At 50.0% G+C, this 21,740-nt stretch carries 21 protein-coding genes and 2 pseudogenes; 4 read left to right on the forward strand and 19 right to left on the reverse strand.

Features of this window, described 5'->3' with window-relative positions:
* A partial coding sequence (locus tag ACUU1M_RS11205; RefSeq protein WP_449144667.1) for a hypothetical protein occupies positions 1-476 on the forward strand: 476 nt, incomplete at its 5' end.
* Between the two features lie 87 nt (positions 477-563).
* On the opposite strand, the gene cheZ is transcribed toward ACUU1M_RS11205, so the two are convergent.
* The 12 genes and pseudogenes from cheZ to flhD form a co-directional block, all read right to left on the reverse strand.
* Positions 564-1,208, reverse strand: coding sequence for a protein phosphatase CheZ (gene cheZ, locus ACUU1M_RS11210; protein ID WP_000983619.1), 645 nt, complete (start codon positions 1,206-1,208; stop codon positions 564-566).
* A gap of 10 nt (positions 1,209-1,218) precedes the next feature.
* Entirely contained in the window at positions 1,219-1,608 is a 390-nt protein-coding gene (gene cheY, locus ACUU1M_RS11215; protein ID WP_000763867.1) for a chemotaxis response regulator CheY, read from the reverse strand.
* A 14-nt stretch (positions 1,609-1,622) separates the two neighbouring features.
* Entirely contained in the window at positions 1,623-2,672 is a 1,050-nt protein-coding gene (gene cheB, locus ACUU1M_RS11220; RefSeq protein WP_000036381.1) for a protein-glutamate methylesterase/protein glutamine deamidase, read from the reverse strand.
* Positions 2,673-2,674: 2 nt separating this feature from the next.
* Positions 2,675-3,425 (reverse strand): annotated as a pseudogene (locus ACUU1M_RS11225) (CheR family methyltransferase).
* 18 nt (positions 3,426-3,443) lie between these two features.
* Complete coding sequence (gene tap / locus ACUU1M_RS11230; protein ID WP_000483184.1) at positions 3,444-5,045, reverse strand: methyl-accepting chemotaxis protein IV; 1,602 nt, start codon at positions 5,043-5,045, stop codon at positions 3,444-3,446.
* Positions 5,046-5,090: 45 nt separating this feature from the next.
* Positions 5,091-6,752 carry a methyl-accepting chemotaxis protein II gene (tar, locus tag ACUU1M_RS11235; RefSeq protein ID WP_152028948.1) on the reverse strand — a complete coding sequence of 554 codons (1,662 nt, stop codon included), beginning with the start codon at positions 6,750-6,752 and terminating at the stop codon, positions 5,091-5,093.
* Positions 6,753-6,896: 144 nt separating this feature from the next.
* Entirely contained in the window at positions 6,897-7,400 is a 504-nt protein-coding gene (gene cheW / locus ACUU1M_RS11240) for a chemotaxis protein CheW (protein WP_000147302.1), read from the reverse strand.
* 20 nt (positions 7,401-7,420) lie between these two features.
* Positions 7,421-9,385 (reverse strand): chemotaxis protein CheA, encoded by a 1,965-nt coding sequence (gene cheA, locus ACUU1M_RS11245; RefSeq protein ID WP_000020706.1) that lies wholly within the window; start codon positions 9,383-9,385, stop codon positions 7,421-7,423.
* A gap of 4 nt (positions 9,386-9,389) precedes the next feature.
* Entirely contained in the window at positions 9,390-10,316 is a 927-nt protein-coding gene (motB, locus tag ACUU1M_RS11250; protein ID WP_000795618.1) for a flagellar motor protein MotB, read from the reverse strand.
* Positions 10,313-11,200 (reverse strand): flagellar motor stator protein MotA, encoded by an 888-nt coding sequence (gene motA / locus ACUU1M_RS11255; RefSeq protein WP_000906331.1) that lies wholly within the window; start codon positions 11,198-11,200, stop codon positions 10,313-10,315. Before motA ends, motB begins: the two co-directional genes overlap by 4 nt.
* A gap of 126 nt (positions 11,201-11,326) precedes the next feature.
* On the reverse strand, positions 11,327-11,905 hold the full coding sequence (gene flhC, locus ACUU1M_RS11260; RefSeq protein ID WP_001291603.1) for a flagellar transcriptional regulator FlhC: 579 nt from the start codon (positions 11,903-11,905) through the stop codon (positions 11,327-11,329).
* Positions 11,906-11,907: 2 nt separating this feature from the next.
* Positions 11,908-12,258, reverse strand: a pseudogene (flhD, locus tag ACUU1M_RS11265) (flagellar transcriptional regulator FlhD).
* Positions 12,259-13,040: 782 nt separating this feature from the next.
* Between flhD and ACUU1M_RS11270 the strand changes: the two are divergent.
* Positions 13,041-13,343 (forward strand): universal stress protein, encoded by a 303-nt coding sequence (locus ACUU1M_RS11270; protein WP_000122423.1) that lies wholly within the window; start codon positions 13,041-13,043, stop codon positions 13,341-13,343.
* A gap of 6 nt (positions 13,344-13,349) precedes the next feature.
* Here the strand turns inward: ACUU1M_RS11270 and otsA are convergent, their stop codons facing one another.
* From otsA to araF, 5 genes are all read right to left on the reverse strand, one after another.
* On the reverse strand, positions 13,350-14,774 hold the full coding sequence (otsA, locus tag ACUU1M_RS11275; RefSeq protein WP_001295646.1) for an alpha,alpha-trehalose-phosphate synthase: 1,425 nt from the start codon (positions 14,772-14,774) through the stop codon (positions 13,350-13,352).
* Entirely contained in the window at positions 14,749-15,549 is an 801-nt protein-coding gene (gene otsB, locus ACUU1M_RS11280; protein WP_152028949.1) for a trehalose-phosphatase, read from the reverse strand. Before otsB ends, otsA begins: the two co-directional genes overlap by 26 nt.
* Positions 15,550-15,715: 166 nt before the next feature.
* A complete protein-coding gene (araH, locus tag ACUU1M_RS11285) occupies positions 15,716-16,702 on the reverse strand; it encodes an arabinose ABC transporter permease AraH (RefSeq protein WP_000100205.1) in 987 nt (328 codons plus the stop codon).
* A gap of 14 nt (positions 16,703-16,716) precedes the next feature.
* Complete coding sequence (gene araG / locus ACUU1M_RS11290; protein WP_001187793.1) at positions 16,717-18,231, reverse strand: arabinose ABC transporter ATP-binding protein AraG; 1,515 nt, start codon at positions 18,229-18,231, stop codon at positions 16,717-16,719.
* Positions 18,232-18,300: 69 nt separating this feature from the next.
* Complete coding sequence (araF, locus tag ACUU1M_RS11295) at positions 18,301-19,290, reverse strand: arabinose ABC transporter substrate-binding protein AraF (protein WP_000548676.1); 990 nt, start codon at positions 19,288-19,290, stop codon at positions 18,301-18,303.
* Positions 19,291-20,086: 796 nt separating this feature from the next.
* On the opposite strand from araF, the gene ACUU1M_RS11300 reads away from it, so the two are divergent.
* Positions 20,087-20,590 carry a non-heme ferritin-like protein gene (locus ACUU1M_RS11300; RefSeq protein WP_000179469.1) on the forward strand — a complete coding sequence of 168 codons (504 nt, stop codon included), beginning with the start codon at positions 20,087-20,089 and terminating at the stop codon, positions 20,588-20,590.
* A 79-nt stretch (positions 20,591-20,669) separates the two neighbouring features.
* Here ACUU1M_RS11300 and yecJ read toward each other — a convergent pair whose 3' ends face one another.
* Together yecJ and azuC are read right to left on the reverse strand one after the other, a co-directional pair.
* The gene (yecJ, locus tag ACUU1M_RS11305) at positions 20,670-20,921 is read right to left on the reverse strand and encodes a DUF2766 family protein YecJ (protein WP_000082120.1); all 252 of its coding nucleotides are present in this window, start codon (positions 20,919-20,921) and stop codon (positions 20,670-20,672) included.
* A gap of 113 nt (positions 20,922-21,034) precedes the next feature.
* Positions 21,035-21,121 carry a stress response protein AzuC gene (gene azuC, locus ACUU1M_RS11310; RefSeq protein ID WP_010723106.1) on the reverse strand — a complete coding sequence of 29 codons (87 nt, stop codon included), beginning with the start codon at positions 21,119-21,121 and terminating at the stop codon, positions 21,035-21,037.
* Between the two features lie 262 nt (positions 21,122-21,383).
* Between azuC and ACUU1M_RS11315 the strand changes: the two genes are divergently transcribed.
* Positions 21,384-21,707, forward strand: coding sequence for a YecR-like lipofamily protein (locus ACUU1M_RS11315; protein WP_001237866.1), 324 nt, complete (start codon positions 21,384-21,386; stop codon positions 21,705-21,707).
* The last annotated feature ends 33 nt before the right edge of the window (positions 21,708-21,740 follow it).

Raw genomic sequence — 21,740 nt, forward strand, 5'->3', positions numbered from 1 at the left:
TCGTCTGGGGAATATCTCCCCGCAGCCTTCAGGGAAAAATATCATCAGATGGCTGCTTAAAAAAAGAACAAATGGTAGTGTCCGCTATTGCCAGTACACCTCAAAACACTACGCTAATGAGTTGGGATGCCGTGCTCTATGATCTACGTAGTGAAAAAATTATCAGTAAAGATAATTACTTGACCGACTTAAATCGCAGACATCTTGAACTTGTTCTTCATACTAACCCCAATCCAAGCGGTTCGGTAACGAAGATTTTACGCACTATTTTTACTAAGCAGGTAAAGAGTTTAGGGCCGGAACTCTGTCATTTCTTGCACCATGAACTGACGAAAAAACGTTATGAAGTATGGCATCACTACGATGTACTGCACTACCAGTCATCGTCATTTTCTCGTTCACAATTTAATGCATTGATAAATTTACTGGCGCAACAATCACGCTTCGCTGATCTAAAATTATCAAACTACAAATAACCATCCTCCACGTACTCCCTGAACGATACCCGCCACCCTGCTATCGGCCTGGCATCATCGCGCAGGCCGAAGTTCAGGCAATACAAATCAAAATCCAAGACTATCCAACAAATCGTCCACCTGATCCTGACTGGCTACCACGCCGGCTTTGCTGGTATCGACCTGAGGTCCATTAAGCAAACTCTGGTTTTCACGTTTTGGACGCGACTCCTGTTCCGGGATGTTTTCCAACAGCACCATCAGCAACTGGCGTTCGATCTCCTGAATGACATCCATCATCCGCTTAATAACCTGCCCGGTGAGATCCTGAAAATCCTGCGCCATCATGATTTCCAGCAGTTGCGCGTTAGTAAAGCTGGTATGCGCGGGTACATCTGCCAGAAATTGTCGTGTATCTGTTACCAGTTCACGGGCGTCGGCAAGGTCAATCGGATCGGCAAACCAGTCATCCCAACGTTGGGTTAACGCTTTTGCTGATTTCTCCATTTGATCCTGATGCGGTTGTGACGCCTCAACACTGTTCAGCGCCCGCTCCGCAGCCTGGGCGGTCATCTGCACAACATAGTACAAACGATCGCGCGCATCGGGGATGGCTTCCGCCGCTTCGGCAATGGCCTGATCCAGCCCCAGTTCCCGCAAACTGTCGCGCAGCATACGCGTCAGGCTGCCGGTGCGCGCAATGATATCGCCAGCTGAATGCTCGTCAGCAGGTTTGATTGATGGTTGCATCATAGTCGCATCCTCACATGCCCAGTTTCTCAAAGATTTTGTTGAGTTTTTCCTCCAGCGTCGCGGCGGTAAATGGCTTCACCACATAGCCACTGGCCCCCGCTTGCGCCGCAGCAATGATGTTCTCTTTCTTCGCTTCTGCAGTCACCATTAACACTGGCAATGCCGACATCGCGCCATCCGCACGAATTGTTTTCAGCAATTCCAGGCCATCCATATTGGGCATGTTCCAGTCGGAGATAACAAATCCATAACCGCCTGCCTGCAACTTATTGAGAGCGTCGACACCATCTTCCGCTTCCTCAACATTATTGAATCCCAGCTCTTTCAGCAGGTTACGCACTATGCGTCGCATGGTGGAAAAGTCATCCACAACCAAAAATTTAAGTTCTTTATCCGCCATTTCACACTCCTGATTTAAATACGTATCGCCTGTCCGGCACTAATTGTTGCCAACATTTGCTGGCTTACCTGGCTAAGATCGACCACTTCGCAGACACCACCCATATTGATGGCCTCGCGCGGCATGCCGAACACCACGCAACTTGCTTCGTTTTGCGCAAGGGTCCATGCCCCCGCCTGACGCATCGCCAACATTCCCGCCGCGCCGTCGTTGCCCATACCGGTCAGGATCACCCCAACCGCATTACGCCCCGCCTGTTTGGCGACAGAATGGAACAACACATCTACCGAAGGCCGATGACGGTTAACCGCCGGGCCGTCGTGAATTTTGATTTGATAATTTGCGCCACTACGCGCCAGTTCCATATGCCGATCGCCCGGCGCAATATAGGCATGCCCCGGCAAGACACGTTCTCCGTCTTCGGCTTCTTTAACCCGGATCTGGCAAAGCTTATTAAGTCTGTCGGCAAAAGAGCGGGTGAAACCGGGCGGCATATGTTGGGTAATTAACAATGCCGGGCTGGAAAGCGGCAACGGTTGCAGTACGTGACGAATTGCCTCAGTTCCACCCGTTGAAGCACCAATCGCAATCAGTTTTTCAGAACTCAACAACGGCCCTGCCTTCAGCGTTGTCGGTGCTGACAATGGCTTATGTGCTGCAAGGCTCGCCTTTGCTGCCGTACGCACCTTTTCAGCAATCATTTCGCTATACGCCAGCATTCCTTCGCGAATACCCAGTTGCGGTTTGGTGACAAAATCTATTGCCCCCAGCTCCAGCGCGCGCAGCGTGACTTCTGATCCTTTGCCGGTCAAGGAAGAAACCATCACAACGGGCATTGGACGCAAACGCATTAATTTTTCGAGGAAATCCAGTCCGTCCATCCGCGGCATTTCAACATCCAGCGTCAGCACATCGGGATTGAATTTCTTAATCAAGTCACGCGCAACCAGCGGATCAGGCGCGGTCGCCACCATTTCCATGTCGCTATGGCTGTTGATGATTTCTGTCATGATCTGGCGCATCAGTGCCGAATCATCGACAGATAACACCCTGATTTTGCTCATCGTTAATCCTTACTTAGCGCATACACCGTCTGACCACGCAGCGTGAAGCGGCGCTCGAGGTGGCTAAAGTTTTCAGAGTGACCCGCAAACAGCAATCCGTCGGGTTTAAGGAGCGGAACAAAGCGGGGCAAAATCAACATAGTTCGCCAGCTCCTGACGCACGCGTACCAGCCCTTCATGCGGTCCCGTCCCTCGCATGAAATACCGTTGCAGTTGCTGCGGCGTCAGGTTTTTCAACTCTTCATGGCGATAGATACCGCTTCTGGCTTTTTCCAGCACTTCGGTGTCGATATCACTGGCAAACACTTTCCAGCGTCCGGGCACGGTGCCCAATGTGTCAGCCAGAGTCATCGCAATGCTGTACGGCTCTTCGCCGGTCGAAGCCGCCGCGCTCCATACGCGATACTCGCCAGAACGGCGACGTGCGTGATCCGCGAGCAGAGGGAAATGATGAGCCTCACGGAAAAATGCCGTCAGATTCGTGGTCAGCGAATTGATAAACGCCTGCCACTCACCGCTGTGCTGATTAGATTCCAGCAAGTTCAGATAATGACCGAAATCCGTCAGTCCCAGCGAACGCAAACGACGAACCAGTCGGTTGTAAACCATGTCGCGTTTATGGTCAGCCAGAACGATCCCGGCTCGTTGATAGATCAATTGACTTATCCGCCGAAAATGCGCGTCGGAAAGCGCCAGGCGCTCGGTCATCTGTAACAATAAAGACGTTTGCCCACAGGGCAGAGATGAAGTCATAGCGCCTTCTCAATCACTTCAGGATACCACTGGCGCAATTTGTAACTGCGCCGACTCATGTCGTGCTACTTCATGTTCTTCAAGGGTAAATACCGCCACACGCGACGAAAGATGGTCGGCCTGATTCGCCAGTTGTTCCGTTGCCACCGCCGCTTCTTCTACCAGCGAGGAGTTCTGCTGAGTCACCTGATCCATCTGGCTGACAGCCTGTGCAACCTGCTCAATCCCCCGCCGTTGTTCTTCCGACGCCGAAGCAATTTCTCCCATAATGTCGTTCACGCGGGTCACCGAACTGACAATATCGGTCATGGTCGCGGCGGCGTTATTCACCAGTTTCGAACCCTGCTGGACACGATTGACTGACTCTTCGATCAGCCCTTTGATCTCTTTTGCTGCCTGCGCGCTACGGCTGGCAAGATTGCGCACTTCACCTGCCACTACCGCAAAACCACGCCCCTGCTCTCCGGCGCGAGCCGCTTCCACTGCCGCATTCAGGGCCAGAATATTGGTCTGGAAAGCAATTCCGTCGATAACGCTGATAATGTCGCCAATTTTTTGCGAGCTGGTGGCGATCTCCTGCATGGTGTGAGTCATGGTACTGACCTGAACACCGCCCGCCTGCGCCGTTGTCGCGGCATTTTTTGCCAGTTCCGACGCCTGTCGTGCGTTATCGGCGTTTTGCCCTACCGTGGCGGTTAATTGCTCCATACTGGCGGCCGTTTGTGCCAGCGATGCCGCCTGCTGTTCGGTACGACTTGAGAGATCGTTATTGCCTGCGACAATCTCCGCGATCCCAATGTGCATCTCATGGCTTCCCTTACGCACATCACTCACCGTCCCACGCAAAGCCTGCTGCATGGTCTTCAGGCTGGCAAAAATGGCGGTGATCTCATTACGACCATATACCGCAATCGGACGCGCCAGATTACCCGCAGCAATGCTGTCAAAATGGCTACCGATAATGTCCAGTGGTTGAACAATCATCTTGCGCGTCCACCACAGCGCACTGCTGATGTAGATCGCCGCAACAATAATCATGCTGATAAACACCAGCGCCGAAATCTGATAGTTACGCTGGCTTTGCGCACTGGCGGCTTCCAGCACATGGTTGATCTCCAGCTGCCAGGCCTCAAAGTTAACGTCAAACGCATTCTGTGATCCCTGCACCGGCGCAGTGAGGAAATCCGAAAGTTGATTACTTTCAAGCCAGGTCGCCTGATGTTCGAGATCGTTGTGCCAGCGGGCAAAACTTTTCTCCGTCTCTTTTTGCAATGCCCTGACGTGCTCGTTGCCCGCAGTCATCGCCATAAAACTTTTAAACAGCGTGGTGGATTGCGTCAGACTGGCGCGCGCCGTCGTCATCAACGTTTTAATGTCATCCGCCGGATAGCTAAGCGCTGTCAGAGTGCCTGCTTTGTTCAGCGCGGTACTGGCCTGTAACATTACCGCCCGAGTTTGCGCTAATGCCGCACGTTGCTGATTGCTCTGCTCGCCGTGATTCAGTCGTTGCAAATCGTCGCGAAATGCCCAAAAAGACATGCCGTTACTGCCAATCTGCAAGATCCCGCAGAGAATCAAAATTAAAAACAGCGTGGTCGAAATTCGAATACGATTAAACATCAACGCTCCCCATCAGGCGGCAATGACCGCGTTAGTAAAAACTCGTCAAAATGTTTCCCAGTTTGGATCTTGTTCAGTAATTCGCAGTCGTGGCTGTGCCGGTGGTTGCTCACTGGCAGGACGGGATGGTGTTTGCGGTTTATTGGTGAGTGGGCTGTCTGCCAGACGGAACGCGGAAACCGCTTGCGTTAAACGACTCGCCTGTTCTTCCAGCGCAGCTGCGGCGGCAGCTGATTCCTGCACCAGCGATGCGTTCTGTTGCGTGACGCGATCCATTTCCGAAACCGCCAATGCGACTTGATCGATGCCACGGCTCTGTTCATCCGATGCCGATGCAATCTCGCCCATAATGTCAGTCACGCGAGTGACAGCATTGACGATATTGTTCATTGTTTCCCCGGCGCTTTCGACCAGCACCGAACCGGTATCAACGCGCGAGACGGAGTCTTCAATGAGGGCTTTGATCTCTTTTGCCGCCTGGGCGCTGCGACTGGCAAGATTACGCACTTCACCCGCCACCACGGCAAAACCACGGCCCTGTTCACCCGCACGCGCGGCTTCAACCGCGGCATTCAGCGCGAGGATATTAGTCTGGAAGGCAATACCGTCGATAACGCTGATAATGTCGGCAATTTTCTTCGAACTATCGGCGATCTCATGCATCGTTTTCACTACGCCATCCACCACTTTGCCGCCGTGCTGGGCGGTGTCGGAGGCACTTTGCGCCAGTTGCGAGGCCTGGCGGGCGTTATCGGCGTTTTGCTTCACTGTCGCGGTGAGCTGCTCCATGCTGGCGGCAGTTTCTTCCAGCGCGGATGCCTGCTGTTCAGTACGGGAGGAAAGATCGGTGTTGCCCGCCGCAATTTCACGGGTACCGGCATAGATGGCATCTGAACCTTCGCGGACATGAGTGACGGTGTCAGTCAAAGAGCGTTGCATATGTGAAACGCTCTGCGCCAGGTCACCCATTTCACTGCGCCCGTCAATGGTCAGGGTATTCGCCAGGTTACCACCGGCGATTTCGCGAATGTGAGCAATAATTTTTGCCAGCGGAGTAAGCAACATACGGCGAATGCCGTACCACGCCACCAGCAGAATCAATACCACCACCAGCGCGATAACCGCCAGTTGCCACTGGGCAAATCGGTAATCATCTGCGTTGTCAGTGACGATATCGCGATACAGTTTTTCACTGCTGAGGGCGTACTGAGCAAACGCTTCGCCCATTGCATTTTGCATTCCCTGGGTTGGCTGAGCGAAATAAGCTCCAGTATTGCCATAATCAAGATAATCAATCAGTTCAGTTAACGCTGTGTAATAGTTTTTATATTTTTCATCAAAATTACGGCTGGTAGCGACCATTTCAGGTAACGGTGCCATGCTTTTGAATTTTTTATAATGCGTCGCGGCCTGGGCCAATGTTTTCCTGGCGCTATCGAGCAATTCAACTTTGGCGTTACTTTGTTGATTGGAGGAAACCATCATCATCCGCACCGCTGAACGACTCAGGTTAATGCGCGTTTGCAGCATTAAATCCCAGGTTGACGTCAGCTCGCCCTGCTGTTCCCGTAATTGATTGGAAACCACAAAGCTCTTCTGGCTATGGTGAAGGGAAGAAAAAAACAAACTGCCGGAAATAAGCTGTAACAGTGCGAATACCCCCAGCACCATTACCAACAGCGTGACTACGCGGATACGGTTAATCATAAGGCACCTTCCTGAAAACAAGTTGATCTCGTTATCGGCAAGAAGGGGGGAAACTTTATTGCTGATGCCACCCGCCGCGAAATTGAAATAAAAAACCCGATGCGCAGATCATCGGGTTCATTTCAATTGAGGAAATCGGGAGAATTACGCCACTTCTGACGCCGCGCTATCTAACAGCGCCATCTCTTCGCTGTTCAGCAGTTTTTCGATGTTCACCAGAATCAACATACGGTCGCCCAGTGCGCCCAGTCCAGTGAGATATTCTGTTGAAAGCGTCACGGCAAACTCTGGTGCCGGACGAATTTGCTCCGCCGTCAATGAAAGCACGTCTGAAACGCCGTCAACCACGATGCCGACCACCCGCTGTCCGAGATTCAGGACGATAACTACCGTGTTGTCGTTATAGTCCACATCCACCTGGCTGAACTTAATTCGTAAGTCAACAATCGGCACAATAACGCCGCGCAGATTCGTGACGCCTTTGATAAACGCTGGCGTGTTCGCAATCCGTGTTACCTGATCGTAGCCACGGATCTCCTGCACTTTCAGGATATCAATACCGTACTCTTCATCACCAAGGGTAAATACCAGAAATTCCTGGCCTGACGGCTCGCTGGCCAGCTTTGTTACATTCGTCATACCGGTCATTTTGTTACCTTTTTACTCATTCAGGCGGCGGTGTTCGCCATACGTTGTTCGCGGTTTATCGCCTGCAAGGCGGAGACATCAACAATCAGTGCCACGCTGCCGTCGCCAAGAATGGTCGCAGCAGAAATGCCGGGGACTTTGCGATAGTTACTTTCAAGGTTTTTAACCACAACCTGGTGTTGACCAATTAATTGATCCACCAGCAAGGCGTAGCGGCGACCGCCACTTTGTAAGATCACCACAATTCCCTGGGTGGCTTCGGTTTTCGCGCCCGCGACGTTGAACACTTTCCACAGTTCGACGATGGGCAGATATTCACCCCGCACTTCCAGCACCCGCTCGCCGCCGGCCAGTGGATGGAGATCGGCTTCACGGGGTTGCAGTGATTCCATAACAGCATTCAGCGGCAGAATGAAAACTTCATCCGCAACGCGTACGGACATGCCGTCGAGGATGGCCAGCGTCAGCGGCAGTAAAATGCGGATCGTAGTGCCAGTACCCTGCTTCGACTGGATTTCGACATGACCGCCCATCTCCTGGATATTACGTTTAACGACGTCCATGCCGACGCCGCGCCCGGAGACGTCGGTGACCTGCTCTGCCGTGGAGAAGCCTGGTGCAAATATCAGCATTGCAACTTCGTCGTCGCTCATGTTTTCGCTGACAGTCAAACCTTGCGAGGCCGCTTTTGCCAGAATTCGCTCACGGTTTAGCCCCGCCCCATCGTCGGTCACTTCAATGCAAATGTTGCCGCCCTGATGTTCGGCAGACAGAATTAAATTTCCGACGCTGTTTTTACCTGCGGCGAGCCGTTTTTCTGGCAGTTCAATACCGTGATCGAGGCTATTGCGTACCAGGTGGGTCAGCGGGTCGATAATGCGTTCTATCAGGCTCTTGTCGAGCTCGGTGGAACTGCCCACCAGCGTCAGTTCTACCTGCTTGCCGAGTTTTCCCGCCAGATCACGCACCAGCCGGGGATAGCGACTAAAGACATATTCCATCGGCATCATGCGAATCGACATCACTGATTCCTGCAAATCACGGGCGTTACGTTGTAACTGCCCCATGCTGGTAATCAAATCACCATGATTAACCGGGTCCAGTTCGCTGGAACGCTGGGCAAGCATGGACTGGGTGATAACCAGCTCGCCGACGAGGTTAATTAATTGATCAACCTTTTCTACCGCTACACGGATGCTGGTGGATTCACTGCTGCGCGTCGTTTTTTCCCGCTCCACGCGGCCGGTTGGCGCTTGTTCGGCTGCCAGTTTAAGCACAGGTGGGGTAGCTATTTTTGGCGAAACTTCTACTGTTTCAAAGGTAATCTGATCGGCTTCAATCACAAAACAGAGTACCGCTGTGATGTCATCTTCGGCGATATCGCCCGGTAATATTGCCGAGAGAGAATCCGCCCCTTTCACCACGTCATTTAACGTTGTCAGATGCCCCAGCTCTTCTTCCAGCAGGTCGACTTCGCCGGCCTTCAGGCGCGAAAGGATAATTCGTCGCGGCAACTGACTGCGACTTTGCTCATCTTGCGGTTCACTTTTGGCAACCACACTTAATCGGGTCACTGCAGATGGCGTTTCGCCTTTCGCTTCTAATGCCAGTTGACGCAAGGCCTGGCAGATATAATCGTAGCTGGCGGCATCCGGCTCTTGCGACTGTTTATAAGCGTCGAGCTGTTCTTGCATGATGTCCTTCGTTTCCAAAAACAGATTGATAATGTCGGTGTTGAGTTGCATCTCACCTCGTCTGGCTTCATCGAGCAGGTTTTCCATCAGATGCGTGGTTTCCTGCAAAACGCTGAAGCCAAAAGTTCCTGCCCCTCCTTTGATCGAGTGGGCAGCCCGAAAGATGGCATTCAATTGTTCGGCATCTGGCGCTTCCGGCTGCAAAACCAGCAGATGCTGCTCCATATCAGCCAACAGTTCGTCCGCTTCATCAAAAAATGTCTGATAAAAATCGCTTATATCGATGCTCACGCTGTCACCTCGGTTCGGCTGATGGCATTGTGGGAACACTGACCTGTGGTGCAACCTCAGGTTTTTCCAGGGCGCTTACTGGCTCATTCTGGCTTTCGGCGTTTTCATGCAAAATGGCCTGTTCGGCTTGTTTGTTCAGTACCAGCAGGCTGATGCGACGGTTGACGGCATCATCAGGTCCGCGATCGCTTAAGCGCATCGTTGCCGCCATGCCGACGACACGTAACACTTTGCCGCTATCCAACCCTCCGACCATCAGTTCGCGGCGGGATGCATTGGCCCGATCGGCAGAAAGCTCCCAGTTGCTGTAACCTTTCTCACCGCTGGCGTAGGGAAAATCATCGGTATGACCTGAAAGGCTAATACGGTTGGGAATACCGTTCAGCACAGGCGCGATGGCGCGCAGAATGTCGCGCATATAGGGTTCGACATCGGCACTGCCGGTTCTAAACATCGGGCGATTCTGGCTATCGATGATCTGAATACGTAGACCTTCCTGGACCAGATCGATTTTGAGATGGAGACGTAACGCCCGCAGTTTCGGATCGGACTCTATCAACTGGTCGAGATCACCCCGCAATTTCCGCAATCGACTTTGCTCCATGCGTTTTTTCAGCTCTTCGATGTTCGGCTGCTTATTCACTTCCCCCTGGCTTTGGGTGTAATCATCACCACCGCCGGGAATTGGGCTTTCACTATTGGAAATGCGATCGCCGCCCGTAACCGCTGTCGCCAGTGGAGTCCGGAAGTACTCCGCAATCTGAATCAACTCTTTTGGGCTGGAGATGGAGATCAGCCACATCACCAGAAAAAAGGCCATCATCGCAGTCATAAAGTCGGCATAAGCAATCTTCCACGATCCATGTGCTGCCCCGTGGCTTTTGGCTTTGCGTCGTTTGACGACAATAATCGGATGCGCTTGATTCTTCATGCTTCCTCGGTTGTCGTCTGTTGTTGCGGATTTTTCACCGCACGCACATGCTCTTCCAGTTCAATAAACGACGGACGTTCGCTGGAATAGAGCGTTTTGCGACCAAACTCAACGGCGATAGGCGGTGCGTAACCGTTCAGATTAGAAAGCAGAGTGACTTTGACGCACTGCATCATTTTGCTGGTTTCGGCGCTTTTCTGACGTAAAACACTCGCTAGTGGGGAAATAAATCCGTAAGCCAATAAAATACCGAGGAAAGTCCCCACCATCGCATGTGCGATAAGCGCCCCCAGCTCGGCGGCAGGACGATCGGCTGAACCTAACGCGTGAACGCCCCCCATTACAGCCGCGACAATACCAAACGCCGGAAGTGAGTCCCCGACCAGCGCCAGACTGTTCGCCGGGACTTCTGCCTCGCTTTCGTGCGTCTCAATCTCTTCATCCATCAGGGCTTCGATTTCGAAGGTGTTCATGTGACCGCTGATAATCAGGCGCAGATAATCGACGATAAAATCAAGCATGACGCTATCCGCGAGGATGCGTGGGTAGCTGGCGAAGATCTCGCTCTCACGGGGATTTTCAATATCACGTTCCAGCGAAAACATCCCCATCTGCCGCGATTTCGCCATCAACCGATAAAGCAGAGCCAGCAGATCCATATACATTGCTTTGGTGTATTTGGAGCGACGAAACAGCAACGGCAGCGCTTTCAGCGTGCCTTTAATCGCTTTGCCATTATTGCCGACGATAAACGACCCAATCCCTGCACCGGCAATAATCACCAGTTCAGCGGGTTGATAGAGTGCTCCAAGGCTTCCACCGGTCATCAAATAACCGCCGAAAACTGTACCGAGAACAACCAGGTAACCTAATAAGATAAGCACGACATCATCCTTCCACTGTTGACCATGACAGGATGTTCAGTCGTCAGGCGTTAACGCGCGATTGGGGCAAAAAAAAGCAGCGGTACGTCGTTACCGCTGCTGGAATGTTGCGCCACACCGTATCAGTTAAACAGCCTGTACTCTCTGTTCATCCAGCAGTTGTGGGATAATATCGGCAGGATTCTGGGAAAGTTTACGTCTTTTTACTGCCCGGGATGGCGGTTGACATAAGCTGCAGGCAAAGCTGCCAACAGGCTGGTGAGCGTGGGTAATAAAATTGCCGCCGCAGCAGTTGCAGCTGGAAAGTTGCAGTAATCCACTTTCAACAAACCGCACCAATGTCCAGGCACGGGTTAATGCCAGCAGTGGTCCTTCTTCTGCTTGTGGGCACTGTTCAAGGTATAAACGGTAGGCTTTGATCACCGCATCGACGCCATTACACAAACCGGTTTTCAGTAAAAACTGCCATGCATTACAGAACATCGAAGCATGAACGTTTTGTTCCCAGGTCATAAACCAGTCGGTTGAGAATGGCAGCATGCCTTTCGGCGGTGGGCTTCCGCGTAGTTCTTTATAAAGTTTTATCAGGCGTCCGCGACTTAACTGTGTTTCGCTTTCCAGCATCTGCAAACGAGCGCCCAGGGTGATCAATTCCATTGCCAGCTGAATATCCCGCGCTTCCTGAACAATGCTTTTTTCACTCATGATCAGGCCCTTTTCTTGCGCAGCGCTTCTTCAGGCTGATTAACATCATTCAGCAAGCGTGTTGAGAGCATGATGCCGGTATGAATTTGCTGGAGATCGTCAACGCGGGAATCTTGCGTCAACTGAGTAATCGTCTGGTGGCTGTCAAAACGGAAGTGACAAACCAGCTGATTGGTTTCTGCCAGCTTAACCATTTGCGGAAGAGTCAGTGCCGCTAACGTTGTCGCCATTTCTTCATTTATGCCGAGACGAAACATAGCGGACGCTTTGTCCTAAACAATCAGACGCTGTGCAAGTAGTAAATATGACAAGTTGATGTCATAAATGTGTTTCAGCAACTCGGAGGTATGCATTATTCCCACCCAGAATAACCAACTTTATTTTTATGCGGTCTCACCGCACCCCGTGATGTCGCCGGGAAGCTCCGGTAAAAAATAATTAGCATTAGAATAGTTGCGATAAGCTGCAATAAGCAGAGCCACCTTTTTGGTTTAATAAGTCCTTACAAATAGAAGGGGGTCTTTACACTTATCTAAGATTTTTCCTAAATCGACGCAACTGTACTCGTCACTACACGCACATACAACGGAGGGGGGCTGCGATTTTCAATAATGTGTGATGCAGATCACACAAAACACTCAATTACTTAACATAAATGTATAAGTCATACTTTTGTTTTGGGTGTATTTCAATCTGTTAAAAAGTTTTTCGCTACGCTAGCAAGCAAAAATGAAACAGGAATAATCGAAATGGGATGTTGCGCACGGTTAAAATAACTCACCGTAAATAATCATCTGCTATAAATAATCACTTTCATGCAATACCAGATAAGCTATTTTTAAACAGACACTTACCGCACAACAAACTAATTAAATACAAAGAAAGGCAACAATCAACTTAATGTTAATAAAATGTTTTTCATATGTTAACCACTTGTTTGATGCGGGGAATCAGTACATTATTTTCTTATAATTACAGTTGAAATCATATGATCACCGAGAGTGATTGATTAATTGTCTTTACTAATAATCAGACTAATATTTACCTGTTTGACTGAGTTGGGATTGCGTCGTTTCTCCATTAGGAGTAAAGCTTTAATGTCACCTGAAGTTCACAGCAGAATAAGGAACAGGTTATGAGCTATAGCAATATTCTTGTCGCTGTTGCGGTTACACCGGAAAGTCAGCAACTGCTGGCAAAAGCGGTATCTATCGCCAGGCCAGTAAAGGGACACATCAGTTTAATTACTCTCGCTTCCGACCCGGAAATGTACAATCAATTAGCCGCGCCGATGCTTGAAGATTTACGCAGCGTGATGCAAGAAGAAACGCAAAGCTTTCTTGATAAGTTAATTCAGGATGCGGGGTATCCCGTTGACAAGACGTTTATTGCCTCAAGTGAGGTCGATGTGCTGTTAGTTCCACTTACGGGAGATTAACCGCTCCTACGCAAGCTTTGGAAAGGTAGCAACTTTATCGCGCTGCTGGCTTTCCGCGCTTCGCGGAACTATCTGCTTTAGGTCGCTAATGAAGCACTCCTGCCAGTGGTTAATATCGTTTTTCACGATAACGTCCAGCATTTCTGCATGACGGGAAATACGTTCCGCCAGCGACATAGTCAATGCACGATCCAGCGCAGCTGCAACTTCGTCACGATCGTAGGGGTTAACAATTAACGCCGACGTTAACTCGTTTGCCGCTCCCGCAAATTGCGAAAGAACAAGAACGCCCGGGTTGGCTGGGTCCTGAGCAGCAACATACTCTTTTGCTACCAGGTTCATCCCGTCACGCAGTGGCGTCACTAAGCCCACGTCAGAGTAGCGGAATATTTTCATCAGTAATTTACGGTCAAAATGCTGATTCAAATAATAAAGCGGCGTCCAGCCTAATTGCCCGTATTTACCATTAATTCGTCCAGCTTCATTTTCGAGCTGATGACGAATATCCTGGTAGGCTTGCACATCACCACGCGACGTTGGTGCAATCTGGGTATAACGAATTTTACCATGATGCTGCGGATATTTTTCCAGCAATGCCTCATAGGCGAGAAAACGCTCCGGCAAACCTTTGGAATAATCCAGCCGTTCGACAGAAAAGATATTTTGTACGTTTTTCAATTCCGCTTTAAGTTGCGCCAGTTTTGGCGGCAGTGGCCCGGCAGCCTGTTTGGCTATTTCTTTCGGTTCAATGCCGATCGGGTAGACTTCTGTTCGAAATGCTTTTCCCCAGGCTGTATGGCTTTTTGCGCTACGTGTCGTGACGCGGGTCAGGTTAGAAAGGCAATCCAGGAACGCCAGACGATCGTTTTCTGTCTGGAAACCCAGCAAATCATAATCACAAAGCTGTTCAAGCAAGGTGTCATATGTCGGCAGCGCGTTGAAAATTTCCGGTGTCGGGAAAGGAATATGCAAGAAAAAACCAATGCGATTATTCACCCCACGTTTGCGTAATTCATGCGCAAAGGGCAACAGGTGATAATCGTGGATCCAGATAATGTCATCGTCTTGCAACAGCGGCAGTAATTTATCTGCCAGCAACGCATTTACGCGTAGATAGCCGTCCCAGGCAGGACGCTGAAATTGCACCAGATCGAGCCGATAATGAAAAGCGGGCCAGAGAACGGCATTGGAGAATTGGTTGTAGTATTCGTCAAGGTCCTGTTCGCTGAGGTTAAAAGAGGCCCACGTAATGTTACCTTTTTTCACCTTTTTTAGCGGCTGATCCTCATTCCCTGTTTCACCACTCCAGCCAAACCACAGTCCGCCTGCGGCTTTCAGTGCCCCCAGTATGCCAACGGCAAGGCCACCGGCACTGGCGGCGTGCTCGTCTGGTGGTGCAATCCGGTTAGATACTACGACTAAACGACTCATAGTCATCACTCCTGTTATTTTCTCTTTTTTGTTGTAATGCGGTGGTTATCATTTCAAGCCAGCTCCAGACATCCGGCACACCCGCCAGTCGCCATGATGTCTGAGTTGCACCTGTGCCAATTTTTACTGACATTCCGCCCAGTCGGTTAACGACTGCGAAGCCAGATTCATCGGTTAAATCATCGCCCAGAAATACGGGCGTTCGCCCGATAAAAGGAGCTTCCTGCATAAAGGCTGCAATCGCTTCACCTTTACTGGTACCTCTCGGTTTGATCTCGACAACACACTTTCCCTGCTGTAACGCCATTTGTGGCCAGATCTGAGTAATACGTTGCGCTAATGTCATTAATGCGTCTTCATGCTGCGGAGCCTGACGATAATGCAGCGCAAAAGCCATCCCTTTCGCCTCCAGCTCCGCGCCGGGATACTGAGCGATGACCGTATGCAGTTGCACGCTAATATCACGCGCAATCGCATCCGGCAGATGAACGATATGTGTTTTACCATTGATGTCACGGCGCTCCGCCCCATGCACGCCCGCTAACGGGAAGCGATAAGGTTTTGCCAGTGCGTCAAGCTCCACCATTGAGCGCCCTGATATCAATGCCAATGCACCATCACTTGCGGTTGCCAGTAGCTGTAGTCCTTGCAGAATATTGTCAGGCACGACGACCTGATCGGGATGCGGTTTGATTTCCGCCAGCGTTCCATCAAGATCAAAAAACCAGGCATATTTCGCGGATAGTTCAGGGGTTTCGGTTAACGGTTCTGTCACCCGGCTCTCCTCCTTCTCTTTTCTTATTGTGTTGCGCAGACCGCGCTTTACAGACATGTAAGTATAGACAGTGTGACGGAGGTCGCCATTTGCAACGAAGAACAGCCAACCGTTGTGGCGGCTGGCTGTGGTGGGAAAAAACGTTAAATTGTTGTGGAAAAAAGCATCAGACAGTGCGTTTCGCTTTTTGCTTGTAACGGTCGAAGATCACCGCTGCCAGCAGGATTAAGCCGCGAACCACGTACTGCGCGAAAGGAGAAATATTAAGTAGGTTCATGGCGTTTTCCACGGTGCCTAAAATTAAGATACCCGCCACCACATATGAGATTTTTCCGATGCCACCTTTCAGAGAAACGCCACCTAAAACGCAGGCGGAGATAACAATAAGCTCATAACCAATCGACGTCATTGGCTGCCCACTAGTCATACGTGAAGCCAGAATAATTCCGGCTATCGCAGATACCAGGCCAGAGAGAACAAAGATAATAATTTTGGTGCGAACAACCGGTACACCCGCCAGACGCGCAGCCTCTTCGTTCCCGCCAATCGCCAGGGTATTACGACCAAAGGTGGTTTTATTCAGCAGCAAACCAAAGATAATCAGACACGCGACGGTGAGCCAGATTGGCGCAGGCAGACCGAACCAGTTAGCGTAACCAAGGGCAAAGAAGCTTTCATCTTCGATACCGACCGCTTTACCGTCTGAAATGATGTACGCCAGACCTCGAACAATCTGCATCGTTGCCAGTGTCGTGATCAGAGCATTTATTTTCAGTTTGGCGATAACAAAGCCATTGACCAGGCCACAGAGAACGCCCAGCAACAAACCCGCTGCCACGCCAATCCACAGGCTTTCAGTCAGGTTGATAACCACCGCCGTGGTGACACCCGCACAGGCAATTACGGAGGCGACAGAAAGGTCAAAGTCACCGGAAGCAAGGCAGAACAACATGCCACACGCCACCATCCCCGACATGGAAATTGCCAGGCCCAACCCTTTCATATTAATGAAGGTGGCAAAATTTGGGACAAAAATGGCACAGGCGATAAAGAGCACCGCAAACACCACCAGCATGCCGTACTGATCCCAGATACGCCCGAAGCTGAATGACGACTTAGGTGCGCCAGACCCCGATGTAGAAACAGAAGACATCATACTCTCCTTACTCAGGCAACTGCCTGGCTGACTTTAGGCATCGCAAGGCTCAGTGCCTGACGCTCATCTGCCTGCTCGTGTAACAATTCACCGGCGATTTCGCCTTCCCGCATCACCACAATCCGGTCGGCAACGCCGAGGACTTCAGGTAAGTCGCTGGAGGCAAACAGCACCGCCACGCCCTGCGCCGCCAGCGCATAAATTACGTTATATATTTCGTGCTTAGCGCCAACATCAATGCCGCGCGTAGGTTCATCCAGCAAAATGACCTTCATCTCTTCCGATAACCAGCGGCCCAGAATGGCTTTTTGCTGATTTCCGCCTGAGAGATTCATGATCAGTTGCTCCGCGCCCGGCGTTTTGATGTTGAGCGAACGAATGTGCTGATCGGCATTGTTTTCTTCCCAACTGTTGTTGATTACACAACCGCCGAGCACATGTTTGCGTCTGGCACTGATGTTGATATTGTCGCGAACGGAGTGCACGGGAATAATGCCTTCCGCTTTGCGAGCTTCCGGGCAGAGCATCATGCCTGCGGCAATGGCGTGGCTCGGTTTACGAATATCGATCGGCTGTTGGTCGATATAAACCTGACCGGCGGTGATTTGCGTCCCGCCAAACAAGCCTTTCATTAATTCGCTACGCCCCGCCCCTACCAGACCAAACAGCCCAACAATTTCACCACTGCGAACCGCCAGACTTATTGGCGTACGCACGCCTGGTGCTTTCACAGCATCAAGACGCAGGCGCTCCTCGCCATAACTACGAGGTTGCCAGCCGTAGATATCGCCAATGTCGCGCCCGACCATCGCCTGCACCAGCGCGTCGTGGTCAACCTGCTGCATATCGGTAAAGGTTTTGACATAACGTCCATCTTTAAAGACAGTGATGGCATCGCTGAGGGCAAATATTTCTTCCATACGGTGAGAAACGTATAAGATCACCCGCCCCTCTTTTCGCAGTTCACGAATAACGCGGAAAAGATTGCCGATTTCGCGGGCAGAAAGGGAGCTGGTTGGCTCATCAAAGGCGATAATTTTAGCGTTACGCGCCAGCGCTTTGGCGATTTCAACCATCTGCCACTGACCAATGGCGAGATATTTCAGCGGCGTGTCCGGGTCAATATCCATACCAAGATGTTTAAGTTGTAAACCCGCCTCATAATTCAGCAATGAGCGATTCACAATGCCGCCTTTATGCGGCAGCTGGCCGAGATAGATGTTTTCCGCGACGGTCATTTCCGGCACGAGATGCAGTTCCTGGTAAATAATCGCCACACCCGCGTTAAGTGCTGCGGTCGTGTCGGAAAAGGACATTTCCTGCCCATTAATCACTACAGAACCCGTGGTTGGCGCATAGTTGCCGCTGAGGATTTTTAAGAGAGTTGATTTTCCTGCGCCATTTTCACCCATCAACGCATGAACCTGACCGGCATAGCAGTCAAAACTAATATCCGTCAGCGCCTTAACGCCGGGAAACGTTTTACCGATGCCGCGAAATGAGAGATACGGGGTAGACTGTTGCATAACGTCTCCGTGAATCACTGGTCGTTCACACCCCCTCTGCATCATGCAGAGGGGAATTTTTCCGGCAAATTACTTACCGCCTAAACCTTTTTTCTCCAGTTCTTCTTTAAAGTTGTCACGCGTGATCAGTACCACGTCTGTAACTTCGGTAAATTTTGGCGTTTCAACGTCTTTTGCTACCCAGTTGTAAAGCATTTCGCTGGATTTATAGCCATGTACGTCCGGGCTTGGCAGCAGGGAACCGTAGAAGCCGGTTGCCTGTGCTTTAGACAGTTCGCTTACTGCATCCACACCGTTAATACCAATACCGATGATATCGGCTGCTTTAAAGCCCTGACCTTCGGTTGCACGTACGCCGCCAAGTACGGTGCTGTCGTTCATACCGACGATCAGCCAATGTTTAACTTCCGGATGTTGAACCAGCATTGAGTTGGCAGCGTCAAATGCCCCCGGGATGTCGTTAGATTTGGTAGGTACCTGATAAATTTGTTTTTCCGGGAATCCTGCAGCTTTCAGTGCGTCCATAGAACCCGTTGTACGGCGGCGGGCGGTATCCAGTTCGTTGGCGGTAATCGCCATCACTGCGCTTTCTTTGACATCCCAGCCACGTTTCTGCATCTCTTTATACAGTTCCTGGCCCTGACGTTCGCCAATTTTAGTCGCCGCCATCATCACCAGAGGAACGGTATCCATTGGCTTACCTTTGGCGTTAACAAACTGGTCATCCACTGCAATGACTTTCATATCGTAGCCACGCGCTTTCGCGACGATGGCAGAGCCGAGTTTCGGGTCCGGAGTACAAATAACGAAACCTTTTGCGCCACTGGCTGCCAGGCTGTCGATCGCGTTCAATGTTTTTTCGCCATCCGGCACGGCAATCTTAATAACCTCAAACCCTAAATCCTTCCCGGCTTTATCGGCAAACTTCCATTCGGTCTGGAACCACGGCTCTTCCGGTTGCTTCACCAGAAAACCGAGCTTCAGGTTCTCCGCCATAGCGGATTGTGACATAACGGCTGCCAGACCAATGGCTGCCAGGGCTTTAGTAAATTTGTGCATGGTTCTCTCCAGCTTTAGTGTCGTTTTGTGTAGGGCAAAAACGAATGACATTCGTTAAATTAATCGGAAAACAAAGCATTACCTTTTATCTAAAAGATAAGTGACCGTGTTGACATAGTTTTAGCGAGAAATTAATTCTCCATAGGAGAGCAATATCACATCGCAGAATTACAGTGAGAACGTGCATAAATTTAGCGGGAAAAGACATAAGGAAAAGCCAATTTGTCAGACAAATTGTTGAATGCACAGCAGATTAATCCATAAGATTAGCCTGGAAATCCTTGTTGTCTTCGGTACCCATGCGGGATGTCTTCTTTTTAACCAGTCAATAGGCCGCATTACCTGGCGTTGAGTTTTTGAAATGGTGTAATAACCACAACTCAAAGATGTGGAAAATGCGCGTCATTCATTTCGCCATTAATTATCACTGTGCTCATTAATTAACAGAACACGTATAATGAGAGCCATCTCGCAAAAATGAAAAAACGTTTTATAAAATCATCACTTCATCATGAATTCAAATTCATCGATTAATATCAACAAGATACAAAAAGCACTATCATTAAAATTCATTGCATTTACATTGATTTCACCAATGAAATGTAAAAATATATAAACTTGATGATTTAAGCATTTTCTTATAACCGTTCAGACGTTATTCTTATTTCAGATCATCGTCAGAATTGACTCCACGATCACATTTCGGACCGGCAGAAAGGAATTATTCTGCAAACAGTAATTATGGTGTTTTGATTTATCTTGCACCTCTCCACTTCTGGATATAAGGATATTAGGTATGGCAACCGCTGGAATGCTTCTCAAACTCAACTCTCAAATGAACCGCGAGTTTTACGCATCCAATCTCTACCTTCACCTGAGTAACTGGTGTTCTGAACAGAGTCTGAACGGCACCGCCACTTTCCTTCGCGCCCAGGCACAGAGTAATGTGACCCAAATGATGCGCATGTTTAACTTTATGAAGAGTGTCGGCGCTACCCCCATCGTTAAAGCCATTGATGTTCCAGGTGAAAAACTGAACTCTCTGGAAGAACTGTTCCAAAAAACGATGGAAGAATACGAGCAACGTTCAAGCACGCTGGCGCAGTTAGCCGATGAAGCGAAAGAACTGAATGATGATTCAACCGTCAATTTCCTGCGCGATCTGGAAAAAGAACAGCAGCATGATGGCCTGTTGCTGCAAACCATTCTTGATGAAGTGCGCAGTGCGAAACTTGCGGGTATGTGCCCTGTGCAGACCGACCAACATGTTCTGAATGTCGTGTCACACCAGCTGCATTGATCATACATCGGCGCTAATACATTGCGCCGATGAAGTTTTTGAGAAACCGCTGCCTCATCTGTTTGAAGCAGCGGTTTTTTTAATGGGATTCACCCTGTGGGGTAAACTTGAGTTCAATCAGCGCGATGGCTTTTTGGATTGCCCGCATGGTGACCGGGTCTGCGGCAGCGGGATGATGAGTAAAGTCGATATTCTTCAGCTGACTGGACATTTTTTCACGAACTTCAACGGGCGCGATTACATCGAGAACATCCAGAATTTGTTTGATAACCAACTGGCAAGCTACCACATCAGAAACCAGTTCCTGATCGGCATTCAGCGGCTGGGACATCGTAAACTCCTGATAGCATTTTGAAAGCCGTTATAGTAGCGGCTTCACATCTTCAGCGATAGTCACATCCACCGTCATCAGGACACAAAAAACCTGCCGGAGCAGGTTTTTTGTTATCGGAACATATTGCCTGGCGGTACGTCTTTGAACGTCTTGCAATAGTTATTGAACATACTTTTCAGGATTTTGCGCAGTTTCATCGCGGCACTCCGACCATTTGTTATACAGGTGTTATTGTCTTTGCGCTTATAATATGACAACCATCACAAAAATCAATCTTTATGTGATACAAATCACATAAATACCCCTTTAATGTTATAAAAATGATAATCAAAAAACAGCCCCCCTATTTCTGACACCTACAGATGGCAAGAAATAGCGCCTGCCAGGCGTCTTTTCCGGCCATTGTCGCAGCGCTGTAACGCGTAAAATAGTGCTTTCTCTTACTCTTCTGGCTGGACCATGAGACTTCTGATTCTGACTCTTTCATTAATAACGCTGGCGGGGTGTACGGTTACTCGCCAGGCCCATGTGAGCGAAGTTGACGCGGCAACAGGTATTGTACGGTTGGTTTATGACCAGGCTTTTTTGCAGCATGCCCATACCGATCGTTATGTCAGTCGCGGGATCGCCGATCGCGCATGCCAGCAGGAAGGCTATACCCACGCGATCCCCTTTGGTCAGCCAGTAGGCAACTGTAGCCTTTTTGCGGGTTCCTTATGTTTGAATACGGAATTCACTTTGTCATATCAGTGCCATCATTCCGCCTTCCCTGTCTTTCTCTAAATATTTTAATCAGCGAGGGGATCTTCGCTGATT

The sequence above is a fragment of the Shigella sp. SIG6 genome, assembly GCF_053555815.1.